Annotated in this window: 17 protein-coding genes and 1 pseudogene; 13 read left to right on the top strand and 5 right to left on the bottom strand. The window is 58.9% G+C overall.

Annotated features, from left to right (window positions below; translation table 11 throughout):
• Positions 1-49: 49 nt before the first annotated feature.
• Positions 50-388, bottom strand: coding sequence for a hypothetical protein (locus KGA83_RS06515; protein ID WP_108217148.1), 339 nt, complete (start codon positions 386-388; stop codon positions 50-52).
• A 126-nt stretch (positions 389-514) separates the two neighbouring features.
• On the opposite strand from KGA83_RS06515, the gene KGA83_RS06510 reads away from it, so the two are divergent.
• Positions 515-985 (top strand): Lrp/AsnC family transcriptional regulator, encoded by a 471-nt coding sequence (locus KGA83_RS06510; RefSeq protein WP_108217147.1) that lies wholly within the window; start codon positions 515-517, stop codon positions 983-985.
• 87 nt (positions 986-1072) lie between these two features.
• Here KGA83_RS06510 and KGA83_RS06505 read toward each other — a convergent pair whose 3' ends face one another.
• Positions 1073-2440: an inorganic triphosphatase gene (locus KGA83_RS06505; RefSeq protein WP_223529166.1), complete on the bottom strand. Its 1368-nt coding sequence runs from the start codon at positions 2438-2440 to the stop codon at positions 1073-1075.
• Positions 2441-2597: 157 nt separating this feature from the next.
• Here KGA83_RS06505 and argE point away from each other — a divergent pair, with 157 nt between their 5' ends.
• Together argE and argA are read left to right on the top strand one after the other, a co-directional pair.
• The gene (gene argE, locus KGA83_RS06500) at positions 2598-3764 is read left to right on the top strand and encodes an acetylornithine deacetylase (RefSeq protein WP_108217145.1); all 1167 of its coding nucleotides are present in this window, start codon (positions 2598-2600) and stop codon (positions 3762-3764) included.
• Between the two features lie 263 nt (positions 3765-4027).
• A complete protein-coding gene (gene argA / locus KGA83_RS06495; RefSeq protein WP_108217144.1) occupies positions 4028-5326 on the top strand; it encodes an amino-acid N-acetyltransferase in 1299 nt (432 codons plus the stop codon).
• 111 nt (positions 5327-5437) lie between these two features.
• Here argA and tauA read toward each other — a convergent pair.
• A pseudogene (tauA, locus tag KGA83_RS06490) lies at positions 5438-5662 on the bottom strand (taurine ABC transporter substrate-binding protein); the annotation flags it as partial.
• A gap of 432 nt (positions 5663-6094) precedes the next feature.
• Here tauA and KGA83_RS06485 point away from each other — a divergent pair.
• The 10 genes from KGA83_RS06485 (at position 6095) to KGA83_RS06440 (ending at position 15844) form a co-directional block, all read left to right on the top strand.
• Complete coding sequence (locus KGA83_RS06485; protein WP_108217142.1) at positions 6095-7435, top strand: OprD family outer membrane porin; 1341 nt, start codon at positions 6095-6097, stop codon at positions 7433-7435.
• 412 nt (positions 7436-7847) lie between these two features.
• Positions 7848-9191: an OprD family porin gene (locus KGA83_RS06480; protein ID WP_223529163.1), complete on the top strand. Its 1344-nt coding sequence runs from the start codon at positions 7848-7850 to the stop codon at positions 9189-9191.
• A gap of 292 nt (positions 9192-9483) precedes the next feature.
• The gene (locus KGA83_RS06475; RefSeq protein WP_223529154.1) at positions 9484-10122 is read left to right on the top strand and encodes a peroxiredoxin; all 639 of its coding nucleotides are present in this window, start codon (positions 9484-9486) and stop codon (positions 10120-10122) included.
• A 282-nt stretch (positions 10123-10404) separates the two neighbouring features.
• The gene (ssuE, locus tag KGA83_RS06470; RefSeq protein WP_223529151.1) at positions 10405-10998 is read left to right on the top strand and encodes an NADPH-dependent FMN reductase; all 594 of its coding nucleotides are present in this window, start codon (positions 10405-10407) and stop codon (positions 10996-10998) included.
• Positions 10999-11089: 91 nt separating this feature from the next.
• Positions 11090-12082 carry a sulfonate ABC transporter substrate-binding protein gene (locus tag KGA83_RS06465; protein WP_223529148.1) on the top strand — a complete coding sequence of 331 codons (993 nt, stop codon included), beginning with the start codon at positions 11090-11092 and terminating at the stop codon, positions 12080-12082.
• A gap of 25 nt (positions 12083-12107) precedes the next feature.
• Positions 12108-13256: an FMNH2-dependent alkanesulfonate monooxygenase gene (gene ssuD / locus KGA83_RS06460; RefSeq protein WP_108217137.1), complete on the top strand. Its 1149-nt coding sequence runs from the start codon at positions 12108-12110 to the stop codon at positions 13254-13256.
• Between the two features lie 9 nt (positions 13257-13265).
• Positions 13266-14048: an aliphatic sulfonate ABC transporter permease SsuC gene (gene ssuC / locus KGA83_RS06455; protein ID WP_223529145.1), complete on the top strand. Its 783-nt coding sequence runs from the start codon at positions 13266-13268 to the stop codon at positions 14046-14048.
• Positions 14045-14851, top strand: a complete 807-nt coding sequence (gene ssuB, locus KGA83_RS06450) for an aliphatic sulfonates ABC transporter ATP-binding protein (protein WP_223529143.1) — start codon at positions 14045-14047, stop codon at positions 14849-14851. Before ssuC ends, ssuB begins: the two co-directional genes overlap by 4 nt.
• Before the next feature lie 33 nt (positions 14852-14884).
• The gene (locus KGA83_RS06445) at positions 14885-15100 is read left to right on the top strand and encodes a molybdopterin-binding protein (protein WP_007967989.1); all 216 of its coding nucleotides are present in this window, start codon (positions 14885-14887) and stop codon (positions 15098-15100) included.
• Between the two features lie 126 nt (positions 15101-15226).
• A complete protein-coding gene (locus tag KGA83_RS06440; protein ID WP_108217134.1) occupies positions 15227-15844 on the top strand; it encodes an LpxA family transferase in 618 nt (205 codons plus the stop codon).
• A gap of 4 nt (positions 15845-15848) precedes the next feature.
• Here the strand turns inward: KGA83_RS06440 and KGA83_RS06435 are convergent, their stop codons facing one another.
• On the bottom strand, positions 15849-16487 hold the full coding sequence (locus tag KGA83_RS06435) for a TetR/AcrR family transcriptional regulator (RefSeq protein WP_108217133.1): 639 nt from the start codon (positions 16485-16487) through the stop codon (positions 15849-15851).
• Positions 16488-16687: 200 nt separating this feature from the next.
• A complete protein-coding gene (locus KGA83_RS06430) occupies positions 16688-18064 on the bottom strand; it encodes a glutamine synthetase family protein (RefSeq protein WP_218431613.1) in 1377 nt (458 codons plus the stop codon).
• Positions 18065-18655: the final 591 nt, after the last annotated feature.

Here is an 18655-nt window from a genome sequence, read left to right as displayed (position 1 = left end):
GCCCGGCTGACCGCTGGGCCACTACCCGACGAAGCCGTTTCGGAGTTTTTCAACCCGCCGCTTGAACCGCTTCGGTCCAGGCAGAATCAGCTTCTTGCAGCTTCACCGAGCAGACGCTGATCAGGTTACGAAGTTTTTCCGCAATCACTTGCGCACGGTGCCAGCTCAAACCGTCGATGACGATCTCGATGGCCAGCCAGTCGTCCTGGCGCTGCGCGTTGACCTGTTCCGGGGTGAGCAATTGCAAGGCGAACAAATTGAGGGCGCGACACAGCAGGTCCGGCTCTGCTTCGGCCTGCATTTGATAGCGAACCCGGCGGTGGGCGTTGCCGACGTTCCAGACATCGGCGCGGGCAGGTGGGGTGTTCACGGCTTCGAGATACGGCATGGTCTGGCTCCAAAATCATTGGAGAAATGTTTACATCCTATGCCGGGTATTTCTTCTCTATGATTGGCTTTATTACAGAAATGAAGAATCAATCAATTCACTTGTTACTCGGTTAATGGATTTTTTATGCAAAGCGAGCTGGACAGCTACGACCGCAAGATCCTCGCCTTGCTGCAAGAGGATGCCTCGCTTTCCAGCGCACAGATCGCCGAGCAGGTGGGGCTCTCGCAGTCGCCGTGCTGGCGGCGGATTCAGCGGATGAAAGAGGAGGGCATCATTCGCGGCCAGGTAACCTTGCTCGACCGCAAGAAAATCGGCCTGAACACGCAGATCTTCGCGCAGGTGAAACTCAATGCCCACGGGCGTTCGAACTTCACCGAATTCACCGAGGCGATTCGCGGCTTTCCGGAGGTGCTGGAGTGTCATGTGCTGATGGGGGCAGTGGATTTCTTGTTGCGGATTGTCACGGCGGACATCGAGGCCTACGAGCGCTTCTTCTTTGAGAAGCTGTCGATGGTGCCGGGGATTCAGGAGGTCAATTCGATCGTGGCGTTGTCGGAAATCAAGTCGACGACCAGTTTGCCGGTGGTGCGATAAAGCAAAAAAGATCGCAGCCTGCGGCAGCTCCTACATTCGGATGGAGTACACCCGTAGGAGCTGGCGAAGCCTGCGATCTTTTCAGGATTACAAACGCAACAGCATCTTCCAGGCACGGTTCTGATACACCGCAATCGCCTGCTGCTTGCGCGCATCCAGGACTTCGTCGGTGATCGATTCGTTGGCCAGTTGCGCCAGTTTGTTCAGCTCGCCGTACAGGCGATCCATTTCCGGGATCTCCAGCACGTTACGCGCATGGTGCAGCCAGACCTGGATGCGTTCGATGCGCGGCAGTTGTTCGGCCAGGTCTTCCGGTTGTTGCTGGTAGCGCTGCAATTGCAACGAAGTGGCTTCCTCGCCCAGCAGGCGCGGCAACCAGCTGCCCAGTTGCGCAGCGCCCTGGCGATTGCCACGGGTGTTGCGGTCGGCGGCCCAGGTGCGGGCCAGCAGCCAGCGCGAGGTGGTCAGGGAGAACAGGCCCCAGCGCGGGTCTTCGAGTTCTTCGAGGAACTGCTCGGGTGCGGCTTTGCGCACGTCTTCATCTTCCAGGCCGGCCTGGACCAGCGGGCGCCAGTCTTCCAGCAAGGCATCGAGGGCGATACGCAGGTCGTGGGTCGACTGACGCGGAGCGGCCTGGCCCAGGCTACTGATCAGCGCGCGCATTTCCGCGAGGTTTTCGACCCAGTCCTGCAACAGGCGCCAGTGACCATTGAAGCGATACTGTTCGGCCAAACGCTGGCTGCTGCCCAGCAAATGCCAGCTCAGCGCGGCGAACGCGTCGTCCAGCGGCGTTTCGGCGGTGATCTGCGGCGCCGGCAGGCTCAACGAGTAACTGTGGGCGTCGTACAGGCGATAACCGCGCTCGGCCTTGCTGATGTCGCACGGCATCAAAGCCAGTTTCTCGGCCAGCTCGGCGGCCAGTTCCAGCAACGCAGCCGGCTCGCCTTCGCGCAGTTCCAGTTCCAGCTCGCAGATTTCTTCTTTCTGCTTGCCGACCACGACGTGACCCAGGTCCAGCGCGGCTTCGATGACCACTTTGGTCTTGCCGCGGCCCCAGGCGATTTCCGCCCGTTCGCGGACGAAGTCGGTGGTGAAGATCGGCTTCAGGGTTTTCTTGTCAAGCTCGGCCAGTTCCTCGGGCCAGCATTCGCCGTCGAGTTTCTTCAGGTCGAGCTTGGCTTTGGGCAGGTTCCAGTCGTACTCGTTACGTACCGACAAACCGGCGACGCTCTGGCCGCGGGTCTTGAGGGTCTGAATCACGTCGTCGCCATCCTTGCGCAGGCGCAGTGCGACTTTGGCCCGGGCCAGGTCGCGCTCGGGCGTGTCGAAGTACTGGTTCATCAACTCACGGCGTTCCCAGCCACTTTTGTTGCGTTTTTTCAGTAATGGGTGCTCGCGCAGAGCGGCGAGGGTTTCGCGGCTGACGCGGAGTTTGATTTCGGTTTCTTTCTGCATGGCCGGAAAATCCAGGATCGGGAGCGCAGCCGGGGGAATGTGTGGCTGCCAAGGTCGTGCAGTGTACAGGACTCAAGGTTAGTGCGCGCCGAGACGGTTTATTCCTGTCATCGGTTGGTTCTATGATGGACTTCAATTCGGGTGCCGGGAGTCAGCGATGCCATTGCCGTCGATGAAAGAACAATTCGCTGCGTTGATCGCTGCACCGTCGGTCAGTTGTACCCAACCCAGTCTCGATCAAAGCAACGGCCCGGTCATCGACCTGCTGGCGGCGTGGCTCGGTGAGCTGGGTTTTACCTGCGAGATCCAGCAAGTCAGCCCGGGCAAGTTCAACCTGCTGGCCAGTTTCGGTTCCGGTCCCGGCGGTCTGGTGCTGGCCGGGCACAGCGACACCGTGCCGTTCGACGGTGCGCTGTGGCAAACCGACCCGTTGAAGCTGACTGAAGTCGACGGTCGCTGGGTCGGCCTGGGCAGTTGCGACATGAAGGGTTTTTTCGCCCTGGCGATCGAGGCGGTCAAACCGCTGCTCGACCAACCGTTCAAACAGCCGTTGCTGATTCTCGCCACCTGCGATGAAGAAAGCTCGATGTCCGGCGCCCGCGCGCTGGCCGAAGCGGGGCGACCGCTGGGGCGGGCGGCGGTGATTGGCGAGCCGACCGGGCTCAAGCCGATCCGCATGCACAAAGGCATCATGATGGAGCGCATCGACATCCTCGGGCAGAGCGGTCATTCCTCTGACCCGCGCCTGGGCCATAGCGCTCTGGAAGCCATGCACGATGCCATCGGTGAATTGCGTGGCCTGCGCTTGTTATGGCAGCGCGAATTCCGCAATCCTCAATTCGGCGTGCCGACACCAACGATGAATTTCGGCTGTATCCATGGCGGCGACAACCCCAACCGCATCTGCGGCCAGTGTTCGCTGGAATTCGATTTGCGGCCGTTACCCGGCATGGACCCCAAAGTCCTGCGCGCCGAGATCCTGCAGAAGCTCAAGCCGGTTGCCGAGCGGCATCAGGTCAAGATCGATTACGCGCCGCTGTTCCCCGAAGTGCCGCCGTTCGAGCAGGCCGAGGACGCCGAGTTGGTGCGCCTTGCCGAAAAGCTCACCGGTCACAGCGCCGAAGCAGTGGCGTTCGGCACCGAAGCACCTTATCTTCAGCGCCTTGGCTGTGAAACGCTGGTGCTTGGCCCGGGTGATATCGCCTGCGCCCATCAGCCGGGGGAATACCTCGAAATGTCACGTTTGCAGCCTACGGTGCATCTATTAAGGCAACTGATCGAACACTATTGCCTGACCCCGGCCCAAACTGCGCAAGACCTGTAGGAGCGAGCTTGCTCGCGATGGACTTCAACGATTACGCGATCTTTCTGAATGGACGCGTCGTCCTTGGGTTCATCGCGAGCAAGCTCGCTCCTGCACAGGGTCTGTGATTTGCCTGACAAGCCGTATAAATTGCCGGTACCCAAACCCGTATTCATGAGGAGAGCGCGCGTGTTGCCAAGCCTGTTCCGACGATAACCATCAGCCCGCTGTGCGTTTTCAGTTTCGCCCTTTTTTCGGCTGCTATTTATTACAGGCCCAGGTTCATGCCCGAATACGTCAATTGGCTTCGTCACGCTTCGCCTTACATCAACGCCCACCGCGATTGTACTTTTGTCGTCATGCTGCCCGGCGACGGCGTTGAACACCCGAACTTCGGCAATATCGTCCACGACCTGGTGCTGTTGCACAGCCTGGGTGTGCGTCTGGTGCTGGTTCACGGTTCCCGCCCGCAAATCGAAGCGCGCCTCGCTGCCCGTGGCCTGACCCCGCATTACCACCACGGCCTGCGCATTACCGATGCCGCGACCCTGGAGTGCGTGATCGACGCGGTCGGCCAGTTGCGCATTGCCATTGAGGCTCGCCTGTCGATGGACATGGCTTCGTCACCGATGCAGGGCTCACGCCTGCGGGTGGCCAGCGGCAACCTGGTGACGGCACGCCCGATCGGCGTGCTCGAAGGCGTCGACTATCACCACACCGGCGAAGTGCGCCGGGTCGACCGCAAGGGCATCAACCGTCTGCTGGACGAGCGCTCCATCGTGTTGCTGTCGCCGCTGGGCTATTCGCCGACCGGGGAGATTTTCAACCTCGCTTGCGAAGACGTCGCCACGCGCGCGGCCATCGATCTGGGCGCGGACAAGCTGCTGCTGTTCGGCGCTGACCTGGGCCTGATCGACGAACACGGGCGCCTGGTGCGTGAACTGCGTCCGCAGCAAGTGCCAGCGCATCTGCAACGGCTGGGCAGCAACTATCAGGCAGAATTGCTCGATGCCGCGGCCGAAGCTTGCCGTGGCGGCGTGGCTCGTAGCCATATCGTCAGTTACGCCGAAGACGGTGCACTTTTGACCGAGCTGTTCACCCGCGACGGTGGCGGCACCCTGGTCGCCCAGGAACAGTTCGAAGTGGTGCGCGAAGCGGCCATTGAAGACGTCGGTGGTTTGCTGGACTTGATCAGTCCGCTGGAAGAGCAGGGCATCCTGGTGCGCCGTTCCCGTGAGGTGCTGGAGCGCGAAATCGAGCAGTTCAGTGTGGTTGAACGCGAAGGCATGATCATCGCCTGTGCGGCGCTGTACCAAATCGCCGATTCGGACGCGGGCGAGCTGGCGTGCCTGGCGGTGAATCCGGAGTACCGCCATGGCGGTCGCGGCGATGAACTGCTGGAACGCATTGAAAACCGCGCGCGGGCTCAGGGGTTGAAAACCTTGTTCGTCCTCACCACCCGCACCGCGCACTGGTTCCGCGAACGTGGTTTCGAACCCAGCAGCGTCGACCGGCTACCGTCGGCGCGGGCGTCGCTGTACAACTATCAGCGTAATTCGAAAATCTTCGAAAAAGCCCTGTAACGCTCTGGCTTTTGTGGCGAGGGAGCTTGCTCCCGCTGGGTCGCGTAGCGGCCCCAACTGGGAGTCCTTCGGACTCCAACGGGAGCAAGCTCCCTCGCCACAGAGTTCGCGTTACTGCTGCACCAACCTCGCACTGACATGCGGCGAATACTCCGGCAGCACCGTCTCGACCTTCCCTTGTTCCTTCAAGAATTTCGCTGTCTCGCCAATCTCCTTGGCCGTGCCGCCATTCAGCAGCGCAGTACTCTGTTGCACCCTGGCATCCGGAAAAGCGGAACCGGCCACGACCTGCGGATGTTTGTCGACGTAATCCTTGCGCGTGACCCAGACCTCAAAGTGAAAGAAAACGCGAACGATACACAAACTGTAACAATTGATCCGGATAGTGCGCGTTTGGACGTCATGGGACCGCCTTTCGGTAAAAGATTTGTTTCCGAATTGCGTAAGAAACTAATCGATCTAAAAAAGCAAAAATAAATACCGTTTAGGAATTGGCTTGTGAGCCAAACCCTCTATTCTGTGGTAGTTGGGGAGTGGGGAGCTAAATTCCTAAACGGTATTAGAAAAGAAGTAGTCAATTCTTTTCAGGTTTATGACGAATTCATGACCCTGCAAGGACCAAAAAACCGGGGATTAGACTATGGTCGTAGACACACATGGTTACGATTGACTTGTAGGTCACGCTTTGGCGCTAATCGCGCATCTTAGGATTTCGGGCATCGACTCGAGACCAGGAACACAAGAATTAGAATCGAGAGGAGCTACACAATGAACAAGTCCACCTTGGCTCTGGCCGTGACCGTTGGGGTATTGGCGCAGCAAGCAGGCGCCGCCGGTTTCCTGGAAGACAGCAAGGCTTCCATCAGCTCTCGCACCATGTATTACGACGCCGATATGCGTGAAGGTGCGAGCACTCCTGCCAACCGTCAGCGAGAAACCGCTGAGGGTCTCAAATTCGATTACCTGTCCGGTTTTACCCAGGGTACTGTCGGCTTCGGTATCGATGCCCAGGCACTCGTCGGCATCCACCTGGATGGTGGCAAGGGGCATCACCCGACCGGTAACAGCAACTCGTTCTTCCCTAGCGATGGCAATGAGGCGGCCGACGAGTGGAGCCGTCTGGATGGCAACGTCAAGGCGCGCTTCTCGAAGACCGAAGCTCACCTGGGTGGCGCCCTGGCACCTAACCTGCCGATCCTGATCGCGAACGACAGCCGTCTGCTGCCGCAGACCTTTGAAGGTGGCACCATCACCTCCAAAGAAATCGACAATGTGACCTTTAACTTTGGTCAACTGGAGCACGCGTCGGGTCGCGCCTCCTCGAACTCCACTGGCCTGTCTGTGGCTGGCGCTACTGAGGACAGCAACAAATTCCTCTACGGCGGTGCTGACTGGAAGGTCACCAAAGACCTCATGCTGCAGTACTACTATGCGAACCTGGAAGACTTCTACAAGCAGAACTTCCTCGGTCTGGTGCACGTCTACCCGATCGCGGCCAATCAGTCGTTCAAGACCGATATCCGTTATTTCGACAGCAGCTCCGACGGCAAGAACGGTGATCCGGGCTTCCAGTTCAACAACAACAATGGCTTCGCCAAGGAAAAGGGCGTGGTCGATAACAAGACCTGGAGCGCCATGTTCACCTATACCCTGGGTGGCAACGCATTCCTGATCGGGCATCAGCGTGTCAACGATGACGGCGGCTTCGTTTTCTTGAACCAAGGCAACCTTGTCGATAACAACGGTAATCCTGAAGGTGCCGGCGGCGCGAGCTTCTACTCGTTTACCGACGCCACGGTTGGTAGCTTCATCCGTGCCGGTGAAAACACCACGTTCGGTCAGTACTCCTATGACTTCGCCTCCCTGGGTGTACCAGGCTTGAAAGCTTCGATTGCTTACTTGAATGGCCAGGACATCAAGGCTACCAACGGTGTTGGTAAAGACCTGAGTGAACACGAGACCGACGCGCGCATTGATTACGTGATTCAAACGGGCGCACTCAAAGGGTTTGGTACGACGCTGCGTCACGGTACCTACCGTGGTAACACCAGCACCCTTGACCAAGACCAGACCCGTCTGATCTTCAACTACACCTACAGCTTCATGTAATAGCCGTAAGAAAAGAGCCCCGTCGATTGGCGGGGTTTTTTTTCGCGTTGAATTTTATATTCCATAATCAAAGGTTGTATTTCTTTTTTATTCTTTTTAGTTTTTTAATCCGCGCCTTAAAGTGCACCTGTCCGACACTCATCCATGAGCTCGGATTTGGCATTTTCCTCCCTCGACAATTGATCAGTTACAGGAATTGGCCTCGCTGCCGATACCTCGGATCTGTTGTGGGAAGCCATATTCCAAAACGGAATTAAAAAATATTAAAAACTCTTATTGGCTTTAAGGCCATGTATCCCGCGGCCCGCCAAATGACCGGTCTAGACGGTTTACCGCGAATTTATGCATTCAGGATCCCGGGCAATCGATTCGGGACCAGGAACATCAGAATTAGAAACGAGAGGAGCGAAACATGAACAAGTCCACCCTGGCCATGGCTGTGGCCGTCGGGGTATTGACCCAGCAGGCAAGCGCCGCGGGTTTTATCGAAGACAGCAAGGCAACATTGGGGCTGCGTAACTTCTACATCAACACCGATTACCGTGACGGCACCGGCCCGAACAAAAACGAAGAATGGGGCCAAGGCTTCGATCTGCGCTTCATCTCGGGTTACACCCAGGGTACCGTCGGCTTCGGTATCGATGCGATCGGCCTGTTGGGCGTCAAGCTGGATTCGGGCGGCGGTACCAACGGCGCCACGGCGACCTCTTACGGCGGTACGGTTTTCCCGAGCAAATCCAACGGCGAGGCAGTTGATGATTTTTCCAGCCTGGGCCTGACCGCCAAAGCCAAGGTTTCCCAGACCGAACTGAAGCTGGGCACCCTGCAGCCGAAAAATCCGGTGATCGTGACCAACGATGGTCGTTTGCTGCCGCAAACCTGGCAGGGTGGCCAGATCGCTTCCGCCGAGATCAAGGACCTGTCGCTGGTCGGTGGCCAGATCGAAGCCGTCAAAGGCCGTAACTCCAGCAACAATGAGCAGATGTCGATTTCGGGCGCGAACACTCGCGGCACCAAATTCCGCGACAGCAACAAGTTCATCTATGCCGGTGGCGACTACAAGATCACCAAGGACCTGACTGCCCAGTACTACTACGGCAATCTGGAAGAGTTCTACAAACAACACTTCCTGGGTCTGGTACACAACTGGGCTATCGGCCCTGGCGTGTTGAAATCGGACTTGCGTTACTTCAACAGTTCCGACGACGGTGCCAACGGTCACGACCCTCTGTTCTTCACCACTGGCAACTACAGCGGTGCAGCCAACGGTAAAGGCAAGGTCGACAACAACCTGTACAGCGGCTTGTTCCTGTACTCCGTTGCCGGTCACACCTTCGGCGCCGGTTACCAGGTCAGCAACGGCAGTAGCGACTTCCCTTGGCTGAACCAGGGTGACGGTTCGTCGAACTACACCATCACCGATTCGCAAATCCAGAAGTTCGCCCGTGCCGGCGAGAAAACCTGGCTAGCACGCTACTCGTTCGACTTCGCCAGGGTCGGTGTACCTGGCCTGACGGCGGGCCTGGTGTACCTGCATGGTGACAACATCGATACCGTTAACGCCAAGGGTGGCGAGGCGGCCAATGGTGCTTCCGAGTGGGAGCGCGATCTGAACGTGGCTTACGTCGTTCAGGAAGGTCCGCTGAAAAACCTGGGCCTGGCATGGAAAAACGCTACCTGGCGCACTGACCTGCCGAACACGCGTTCGCAGGACGAAAACCGCGTGATCCTCAGCTACTCGATTCCGCTGTTGTAATAGCGCTCGCGTAACCGAGACAAAAAAAGCCCCGCCCGGTATTGCACCTGGCGGGGCTTTTACATTTTCAAGACGGGTTCACCCCCGTAATCCCGCCTTGAAGTTCCCTCTTTGCAGCAACTCAAGGCCTTCTCGAACCTTGTGGACGATGTTCGGCGGCTTGTGCGTGCACGTCCAGTGAACAGATTTTTAATATTTCTTTATGATCTAAATAAATCGATATTTATTCTTTTTAATAGATAAAAAACACAGGCACAGTTGAGCCCATCAAGCATTCACAAGGAGCAGCACCATGGGCCTCAGACTTGGCGATATCGCCCCCGATTTCGAACAGAACTCCAGCGCCGGCATCATCCGTTTTCATCAGTGGCTGGGCGATAGCTGGGGCGTGCTGTTTTCCCATCCGGCGGATTTCACGCCAGTGTGCACCACCGAATTGGGCTTCACCGCCAGACTCAAGGATGAATTCGTGGGGCGCGGCGTCAAGGCGATCGCACTGTCCGTTGACCCTGTCGAGTCGCATCACAAGTGGATCGAGGACATCAACGAGACGCAGAACACCGTGGTCAACTTTCCGATCCTGGATGACGCCGACCGCAAGGTCTCGGACCTCTACGACCTGATCCATCCCAACGCCAACGACACCTTGACCGTGCGCTCGCTGTTCGTGATCGACCCGAACAAAAAGGTCCGGTTGACCATCACCTACCCGGCGAGCACCGGGCGCAATTTCAACGAAATCCTGCGGGTGATCGATTCGTTGCAACTCACCGACAACTACAAGGTGGCCACGCCGGCCAACTGGCAGGACGGTGATGAGGTGGTGATCGTGCCGTCGCTCAAGGATGAGGATGAAATCAGGCAGCGTTTTCCCAAGGGCTATCGGGCGGTCAAGCCTTACTTGCGCCTGACGCCGCAGCCGAACCGTTGAAGGTCAAAAGATCGCAGCCTGCGGCAGCTCCTACGTGCATACGCCGATCCCTGTAGGAGCTGCCGCAGGCTGCGATCTTTTCAAGGCACCCACAAAGCAGGGGATTTCAGGCCGTTTCGACGGCCTTTTTTTTGTCTGGAGGAATCTGCTCTGCATATTTCTTTAATGCATAACCAAATGAATAAATATGATTTATGGATATATAAATCAGCTGTTAAGGTCACTCCATCGAAGCGAGGTCGCAAACCGCGAATCGCCAGCACCGTGCAAGGAATCGTCTGAATGTTGGTTGTCTCACTCGGTGGCAGTCCCAGCCAGCGCTCTCGTTCCGGGGTGCTGCTGGATCGCTCCCGGCAATGGTTACAAGAGCAGGGCGTGGAAGTGGTGAGTTATCAGGTACGGGACTTACCGGCCGAAGACCTGCTGCACGCACGCTTCGACAGCCCCAAGGTGATCGACCTGCTGCAACAGATTGAAAACGCCGATGGCCTGCTGATTGCCACACCGGTTTACAAGGCATCGTTTTCCGGTGCGCTGAAAGTCGTGCTGGACCTGCTGCCCGAACGCGCCTTGAGCCACAAGGTGGTTTTGCCAATGGCCACTGGCGGCAGCATCGCCCACATGCTGGCGGTGGATTACGCGCTCAAGCCGGTGCTGTCGGCCTTGAAGGCCCAGGAAATGCTGCAAGGCATTTTCGCAGTCGACAGCCAGATCGCTTACGGCGAAGGCAGTGCCCTGGCGCAACTGGCGCCGGAGCTGGAGCAACGTTTGTATGAAGCGCTGGAGCAATTTTCCGGAGCCATGGCGCGACGGCCCAGGCCGCTCGATCCAGGCCTGTTGAATGAACGTTTGTTGAGTGCTCGCTGGAGCATTTAAGCCTCACCGAAACAACTGAAGTACTGGCCTTACTCGCCCGCCAACGGGCAAGCAGGTGCAGCCAAAACCCAACTGCAAAAAGGAGAGCGCCATGCGCCCTGTCATTTTGCGTCGTGGTCTGGTCGCTCTGTTTGCTGCGGCCGCCTTCGGCGTTATTACTCAAGCTCAGGCGCTTTCTACCCAGGAAGGCGTACTACGAATCGGTTATCAGAAGTACGGCACGCTGGTGCTGCTCAAAGCCAAAGGCACCCTGGAAAAACGCCTCGCCGCCCAAGGCGTGGACGTGCAGTGGACGGAATTCCCCGGTGGCCCGCAACTGCTTGAAGGCTTGAACGTCGGCTCCATCGACTTCGGCGTCACCGGCGAAACGCCACCCGTGTTCGCTCAAGCGGCCGGCGCCGATTTGCTCTACGTCGCCTATGAACCGCCAGCGCCGCACAGTGAGGCGATCCTGGTGCCGAAGGACTCGCCGGTCAAATCGGTGGCGGATCTCAAGGGCAAGAAAGTCGTGCTCAACAAGGGCTCCAACGTGCACTACCTGCTGGTGCGTGCACTGGAAGACGCTGGCCTCAAATACACCGACATCCAGACCGTATTCCTGCCGCCGGCCGATGCCCGCGCCGCGTTCGAGCGTGGCAGCGTCGACGCCTGGGTGATCTGGGACCCGTACCAGGCCGCCGCCGAACAACAGCTGCAAGCGCGCACCCTGCGCGATGGCCAGGGCATCGTCGACAACCATCAGTTCTACCTGGCGACCAAACCTTATGCGCAGAAGAATCCCGAGGTGATCAAGACCCTGGTCGAAGAAGTGCGTGCGATCGGCGAGTGGTCCAAGGCTAACCCGCAAGAGGTGACCCAACAGGTTTCACCGCTGCTCGGCCTGCCAGCGGACATCACCCTGACCTCGGTGAAACGCCAGGGCTATGGCGCGCTGTTCCTCACCCCGGAAGTGGTCGCGGCGCAACAGAAAATTGCCGACAGCTTCTACCAGCTCAAGCTGATCCCCAAGCCGTTGAGCATCAAAGACGTGATCTGGACGCCGCCGGCTGTCGTGGCCCAAAGCTCGGTAACCAAAGCCCAATAATTCGATTCCCCAAGGAGACCACTCCATGAGCCTGAATATTTTCTGGTTCCTGCCTACCCACGGCGACGGCCATTACCTAGGCACCGCTGAAGGCGCACGTGCCGTCGATCACGGTTACTTGCAACAAGTCGCACAGGCAGCGGATCGCCTGGGGTTCGGCGGGGTACTGATCCCTACCGGCCGCTCGTGCGAAGACTCGTGGCTGGTGGCGGCATCGCTGATTCCGGTGACCCAGCGCTTGAAGTTTCTTGTCGCCCTGCGCCCCGGGATCATTTCCCCGACGGTGGCGGCGCGTCAGGCCGCGACCCTGGATCGACTGTCCGGCGGTCGTGCGTTGTTCAACCTGGTGACCGGCGGTGATCCGGAAGAGTTGGCGGGCGATGGTCTGTTTCTCAGCCACGAAGAACGCTATCAGGCCTCGGTGGAATTCACCCGCATCTGGCGTCGGGTGCTGGAAGGCGAAACCGTCGATTACGACGGCCAGCACATCAGCGTGAAAGGCGCGAAATTGCTCTATCCACCGGTCCAGCAGCCACGTCCGCCACTGTACTTCGGCGGCTCTTCGGATGCCGCGCAAGACCTGGCCGCCGAACAGGTGGAAATGGTCTTGACCTGGGGCGAGCCACCGGCCGCCGTGGCGGAAAAGATCGAACAGGTCCGCGCCAAGGCCGCCAAGCTTGGACGCACCGTGCGCTTCGGCATTCGCCTGCATGTGATCGTGCGTGAAAACAACGATGAAGCCTGGAAAGCCGCGGATCGGCTGATCTCCCATCTCGACGACGAGACTATCGCTCGTGCCCAGGCTTCGCTGGCGCGTTTCGATTCGGTCGGTCAGCAACGCATGGCCGCATTGCATGGCGGCAACCGCGACAACCTGGAAGTCAGTCCTAACCTGTGGGCCGGCGTCGGCCTGGTGCGCGGCGGTGCCGGTACGGCGCTGGTAGGCGATGGTCCGACCGTGGCGGCTCGTGTGAAGGAATACGCGGACCTGGGCATCGACACCTTTATATTTTCCGGATACCCACACCTGGAAGAGTCGTACCGGGTGGCCGAGTTGCTGTTCCCGCACCTCGATGTCGAGCGTCCTGAACTGCCAAAAAGTGCCGGCTACGTCAGCCCGTTCGGCGAGATGGTCGCCAACGACATTCTGCCCAAAGCCGCGTCCCAGAGCTGAGGCGCGATCATGAAGAAAATCATCCACAGCCTGGCGCCCTGGGCGTTGCCGTTGTTACTGCTGGCGGTCTGGCAGTTGAGTGTGTCGGCGGGTTGGTTGTCGACACGGATTCTGCCGGCGCCGATCGCCGTCATCGAAGCCGGCGTGAGCCTGGTGCGCAGCGGCGAAATCTGGACGCACCTGGCCATCAGCGGCTGGCGTGCCGCGCTGGGTTTCACCATTGGCGGCGGCATCGGTTTGACCCTGGGCTTTATCACCGGCCTGTCAAAGTGGGGCGAGCGTCTGCTCGACAGTTCGGTGCAGATGATCCGCAATGTGCCGCACCTGGCGCTGATTCCGCTGGTAATCCTGTGGTTCGGCATCGACGAGTCGGCGAAGATTTTCCTGGTGGCGCTGGGCACGTTGTTCCCGATTTACCTCAATACCTATCACGGCATCCGCAATGTCGATCCGGCGCTGGTGGAGATGTCGCGCAGTTATGGCTTGTCTGGTTTCGGTCTGTTCTGGCAGGTGATTCTGCCGGGGGCGCTGCCTTCGATTCTGGTCGGTGTGCGCTTCGCCCTGGGCTTCATGTGGTTGACGTTGATCGTGGCGGAAACCATCTCCGCGAGTTCCGGCATCGGCTATCTGGCCATGAATGCCCGGGAATTCTTGCAGACTGACGTGGTGGTGCTGGCGATTCTGTTGTACGCGGTGCTCGGCAAGCTGGCCGACCTCGCGGCCCGTGGACTTGAGCGTGTGTGGCTGCGCTGGCACCCGGCGTATCAGGTTGCCAAGGGAGGTGCGGCATGATCGCGGAGCAACCTCCACGCTTGCTGCGCGGTATTCCGCTGGCGGTGCGTAAGCTGCAAAAAACCTTTGGCTCGCGGCAGGTGCTGCGCGAGATCGACCTGCACATTCCGGCGGGCCAGTTTGTCGCCGTGGTCGGTCGCAGCGGCTGCGGCAAAAGTACCTTGCTGCGCTTGCTCGCCGGCCTCGATAAACCCTCGGGCGGTGAGCTGCTCGCCGGTGCCGCGCCATTGAGCGACGCGCGGGAAGACACGCGGCTGATGTTCCAGGAGGCGCGTTTGCTGCCCTGGAAAAAGATCATCGACAACGTCGGTCTGGGCCTCAAGGGCAACTGGCGGCCGCAAGCGCTTGAAGCTTTGGATGCGGTGGGCCTGGCCGATCGCGCCAATGAGTGGCCGGCAGCGTTGTCCGGTGGGCAGAAGCAACGCGTGGCTTTGGCCCGTGCGTTGATTCATCAGCCGCGCCTGCTGTTGCTCGACGAACCCTTGGGGGCGCTGGATGCCCTGACCCGAATTGAAATGCAGCAACTGATCGAACGGCTCTGGCAGCAGCACGGTTTCACGGTGTTGCTGGTGACCCATGACGTCAGCGAAGCCGTGGCGATTGCCGATCGGGTGATCCTGATCGAAGACGGTGAAGTCGGCCTCGACTTGCACGTGGACCTGCCGCGCCCCCGGGTCCGTGGATCCCATCGGCTGGCGGCGCTGGAAACCGAAGTCCTCAATCGCGTGCTGGCGCTGCCCGGCCAGCCGCCGGAACCCGAACCTGTTTCACCCTTGCCCACGCAATTGCGCTGGGCTCAATAACTCAAGTTTTATCCAACGACAGGAATCAACATCATGACAATCAAGGCCATCAACGTTCGCAACCAGTTCAAAGGCTCCATCAAGGAAATCGTCCTCGGTGACGTACTGTCGGAAATCGACGTGCAGACCGCGTCCGGCATCGTCACTTCGGTGATCACCACGCGCTCGGTGAAAGAGCTGGAACTGGCGGTCGGCAGTGAAGTGATCGCGTTTGTGAAATCCACCGAGGTGTCGATCGCCAAGTTGTAAGCCGTATGCGTAAACAACAACCCCGGAGGGTTTTAGCCCTTCGGGGTTGTTGTTGGCCTTGCTGGCGGTGGTAGAGTCCGGTGTGGATTTTTTTCGCAGCAAGGTTTGGCGCCAAGGAGATCAAAGATGACAGTCAGGATTTCGGATTACATTCATGGTATGGCCCTCTCGAAGCTTGCCCGATGGGCCGACCTGACGCCCTGGGAGCTGGTGAGCAATGCCCCCGAGCGTGTGCGCGAGCTACTCAAGCAGTTGCCGGATGATGATTACCTGGTATTGGATGATATTGCCGTCCACCGCACGGCGCAGGTCGAAGAGGGCGCCATTCTCAAGGCGCCGCTGATCATTGGCGCTGGCTGTTTTATCGCCGCCGGTGCTTATCTGCGTGGTGGTTGTTGGCTGGATGAGCATTGCATCATCGGCCCCGGCGCCGAGCTCAAGTCTTCCTTCGTGTTTGGCGGCAGCAAACTGGCGCACTTCAATTTTGTCGGTGATTCGGTATTGGGTGCCGGAGTCAATCTGGAAGCGGGCAGCATCGTTGCCAACTATCGCAACGAGCGTGCTGACAAAGCTGTGAACGTGCAGGTCGATGGCGTGCTGGTGCCGACCGGTTGCGACAAGTTTGGCGCGCTGCTGGGCGACGGATCGCGGCTCGGTGCCAACGCGGTCGTCGCTCCAGGCGGGTTGTTGCGACCAGGAACAGTGATTCGACGCCTGGCACTTTACGATTGCGAAGTGATTTAGTGCATCAGTCGCCGAGGGTGCGCTTGGGCAGGTAAGGCGGCAGGTACAACCCCAGGTAAGCATCAAACACCCGCATTCCTTCCTCCGCCATGCGCGGCGTGATCTGCCCGTGCTGTTGCACCGAGCGCGCATACACCCGGTCGCCCAGCTCCATGGCCAGGGCGAACACATCGACATCACTGGGTAATGTCGGCAGCTCGAAGTGATGGTCGAACAGCTTGTGCATCAGGTCGCCCAGTTCAATGTCGTGCTGGCGGTCGGCCTGGGTGACTTCGGTCAGGCCATGTTGGGTCAGAATAAGTTGGCGAGCGGCGGCGTCCTCTGCGTAGATGTCGAGCATGCGTTGTTCAACCAGTCGCGACAGATCGCGCCAGCCATTCAAGGCCAGGTGATCGATGGGGGCTTGCAGGCAGGCGCGGAAGGCCGCATGGACATCGGCGGTCAAGGCTTCGAGCAGGGCAGGCACGCTGGCGAAGAAGTGGTAGACCGAGGAGGGCGGGATCTCCGCGCGCTCGGCGACGCTGTAGATCGACAGGCTGGCCACGCCCTCGGTGGCCAACAGCGTGCGGGCCGCATCGAGAATCGAATCGATCCGGGCCTGGCTGCGTGCGCGGGGTTTGCGGGGGGTGGCTACGCGTGTCATTGAAGTCTCCTGCGGGGCAGTGGGCATTGTACGAGTCGGGTTGTGTGTTGTCTGCCCAGACGCCTTCGCTGGCAAGCCAGCTCCTACAATTGAATGCATTCCTCCTGTAGGAGCTGGCTTGCCAGCGAACCGCCGCAGGCGGCCATAAAAAAACGCCGCAGGCTATGAGGCCGGCGGCGTTTTTTTACTACTGCAACCGATTAAACGGTATGCAGGTACCAGTTGTACTCGAGGTCGGAGATGGAGTGTTCGAACTCCTCCAGCTCGCTCTCTTTACAGGCCACGAAAATATCGATGTATTTCGGATCGATGTACTTGGCCATGACTTCGCTGTCGTCCAGCTCGCGCAGTGCATCACGCAGGTTGTTCGGCAGGCTCTGCTCGTTCTGCTCGTAGCTGTTGCCTTCGACCGGAGCGCCAGGCTCGATCTTGTTGACCAGACCGTGGTGCACGCCTGCCAGGACCGACGCCATCAGCAGGTACGGGTTGGCATCGGCGCCGGCTACACGGTGTTCGATGCGCACCGAGTCTGGCGAACCGGTCGGTACGCGAATCGCCACGGTACGGTTATCCAGACCCCAGCACGGCGAGTTCGGCACGTAGAACTGTGCGCCGAAACGGCGGTACGAGTTGACGTTCGGGCAGAGGAAGGCCATCTGCGCCGGTAGGGTCTCGAGCACACCGCCGATCGCGTGACGCAGTGCGGCGTTCTGCTCGGGATCCTCACTGGCAAAAATATTCTTGCCGTCTTTGTCGAGAATCGAAATGTGGACGTGCAGACCATTGCCCGCCTGGCCCGGATACGGCTTGGCCATGAAGGTGGTGTCCATTTCATGGTCGTAGGCGATGTTCTTGATCAGGCGCTTGAGCAGGACCGCGTAGTCGCAGGCCTTGATCGGGTCGGCCACGTGGTGCAGGTTCACTTCGAACTGCGCCGGGGCACTTTCCTTGACGATGGCGTCGGCCGGGATGCCTTGCTCCTTGGCACCTTCGAGGATGTCCTGGAGGCAGTCGACGTATTCGTCGAGGTCGTCGATCAGGTAGACCTGTGTCGAGTGCGGACGTTTGCCGGAAACCGGCGAGCGAGGGGGTTGCGGACGACCGTTCACGTTCTCCTGGTCGATCAGGTAGAACTCCAGTTCGAACGCGGCGCAGATGGTCAGGCCCATTTCGTCGAACTTGCGTACCACATTGGCCAGCACTTCACGCGGGTCGGCGAAGAATGGCTCGCCTTCGAGTTCGTGCATGGTCATCAACAGTTGCGCGGTCGGGCGCTTCTGCCATGGCTCGTTGCATAGGGTATCGGGGATTGGATAGCAGATTCGGTCAGCATCACCGATGTCCAGGCCCAGACCAGTGCTTTCCACCGTCGAGCCATTGATATCCAGAGCAAATAGAGAGGCCGGCAGGTTGATGCCTTTCTCGTAAACCTTGTGGAGGCTGGTGCGTTCGATGCGCTTGCCGCGCACCACACCATTCATATCCGCAATCAGAAGGTCAACGTACAGAACCTCAGGATGTTCCTTAAGGAACGCGTTCGCTTCGTTAAGCTGAACGGCACGCGGGGGTACCGACATGATGCAACACCTTTGTTGTTAAAAATATCAATCATTGATCTTTTCAGATTCCAGTCAACCCGAACGGCATGCCGAAGTCAAGCGAGGCCTTTTTTGCCCTAAAAAAGCGCTCGCGTGGCTTTTTTGAGGCGATTTGGGGCGTTTTTATGCCCTTGGCCCCTGTGGCGCCCGCAGGCTTGAGCGGGCCGTGTTGTATTTTTTACGGGGGTGTTGTGTAAAAAAATGAACAAGGCTAAGCTCGAATCAAACCCATAACAGCAATAATACCGGGGTGCTTCATGTCTCGCCTGCCGATAATCGGCGTCACCGACTGCTCAAGACAGGTCGGTCGGCATGTTTATCACATCAGTGATGACACGCCCGTCCGTTCCGTGGCCTCAGCGGTTCCGGTGATCCTTGCGTCCCTGACGGTTCGACCGTCCCCGTCCGATATTCTGGACGGTCGCGATGGCACCCCCATTACGGTTACTCCATTCAATATAGAACCGATTCACACTAGCGGCCTGACCATCGTTCAGGGCACCGCTCGTGATTCTGCACGCCCGGCTTCTGCAGCCGAGTCGGCAGGCACGATAATCTGCCGCGCAAACG

This window comes from Pseudomonas sp. GL-R-19 (assembly GCF_019956375.1).
In the GTDB taxonomy this organism is placed as follows: domain Bacteria; phylum Pseudomonadota; class Gammaproteobacteria; order Pseudomonadales; family Pseudomonadaceae; genus Aquipseudomonas.
This window is presented reverse-complemented; position numbering and strand designations above follow the sequence as displayed.

Coding starts and splice junctions, on each gene's coding strand:
- KGA83_RS06465 (WP_223529148.1), top strand. CDS start 11,090: ATGCGCCCTGTCATTTTGCGTCGTGGTCTGGTCGCTCTGTTTGCTGCG.
- KGA83_RS06505 (WP_223529166.1), bottom strand. CDS start 2,440: ATGCAGAAAGAAACCGAAATCAAACTCCGCGTCAGCCGCGAAACCCTC.
- KGA83_RS06510 (WP_108217147.1), top strand. CDS start 515: ATGCAAAGCGAGCTGGACAGCTACGACCGCAAGATCCTCGCCTTGCTG.
- KGA83_RS06445 (WP_007967989.1), top strand. CDS start 14,885: ATGACAATCAAGGCCATCAACGTTCGCAACCAGTTCAAAGGCTCCATC.
- KGA83_RS06485 (WP_108217142.1), top strand. CDS start 6,095: ATGAACAAGTCCACCTTGGCTCTGGCCGTGACCGTTGGGGTATTGGCG.
- KGA83_RS06480 (WP_223529163.1), top strand. CDS start 7,848: ATGAACAAGTCCACCCTGGCCATGGCTGTGGCCGTCGGGGTATTGACC.
- ssuD (WP_108217137.1), top strand. CDS start 12,108: ATGAGCCTGAATATTTTCTGGTTCCTGCCTACCCACGGCGACGGCCAT.
- ssuB (WP_223529143.1), top strand. CDS start 14,045: ATGATCGCGGAGCAACCTCCACGCTTGCTGCGCGGTATTCCGCTGGCG.
- argA (WP_108217144.1), top strand. CDS start 4,028: ATGCCCGAATACGTCAATTGGCTTCGTCACGCTTCGCCTTACATCAAC.
- KGA83_RS06430 (WP_218431613.1), bottom strand. CDS start 18,064: ATGTCGGTACCCCCGCGTGCCGTTCAGCTTAACGAAGCGAACGCGTTC.
- argE (WP_108217145.1), top strand. CDS start 2,598: ATGCCATTGCCGTCGATGAAAGAACAATTCGCTGCGTTGATCGCTGCA.
- KGA83_RS06440 (WP_108217134.1), top strand. CDS start 15,227: ATGACAGTCAGGATTTCGGATTACATTCATGGTATGGCCCTCTCGAAG.
- ssuC (WP_223529145.1), top strand. CDS start 13,266: ATGAAGAAAATCATCCACAGCCTGGCGCCCTGGGCGTTGCCGTTGTTA.
- KGA83_RS06435 (WP_108217133.1), bottom strand. CDS start 16,487: ATGACACGCGTAGCCACCCCCCGCAAACCCCGCGCACGCAGCCAGGCC.
- KGA83_RS06515 (WP_108217148.1), bottom strand. CDS start 388: ATGCCGTATCTCGAAGCCGTGAACACCCCACCTGCCCGCGCCGATGTC.
- ssuE (WP_223529151.1), top strand. CDS start 10,405: ATGTTGGTTGTCTCACTCGGTGGCAGTCCCAGCCAGCGCTCTCGTTCC.
- KGA83_RS06475 (WP_223529154.1), top strand. CDS start 9,484: ATGGGCCTCAGACTTGGCGATATCGCCCCCGATTTCGAACAGAACTCC.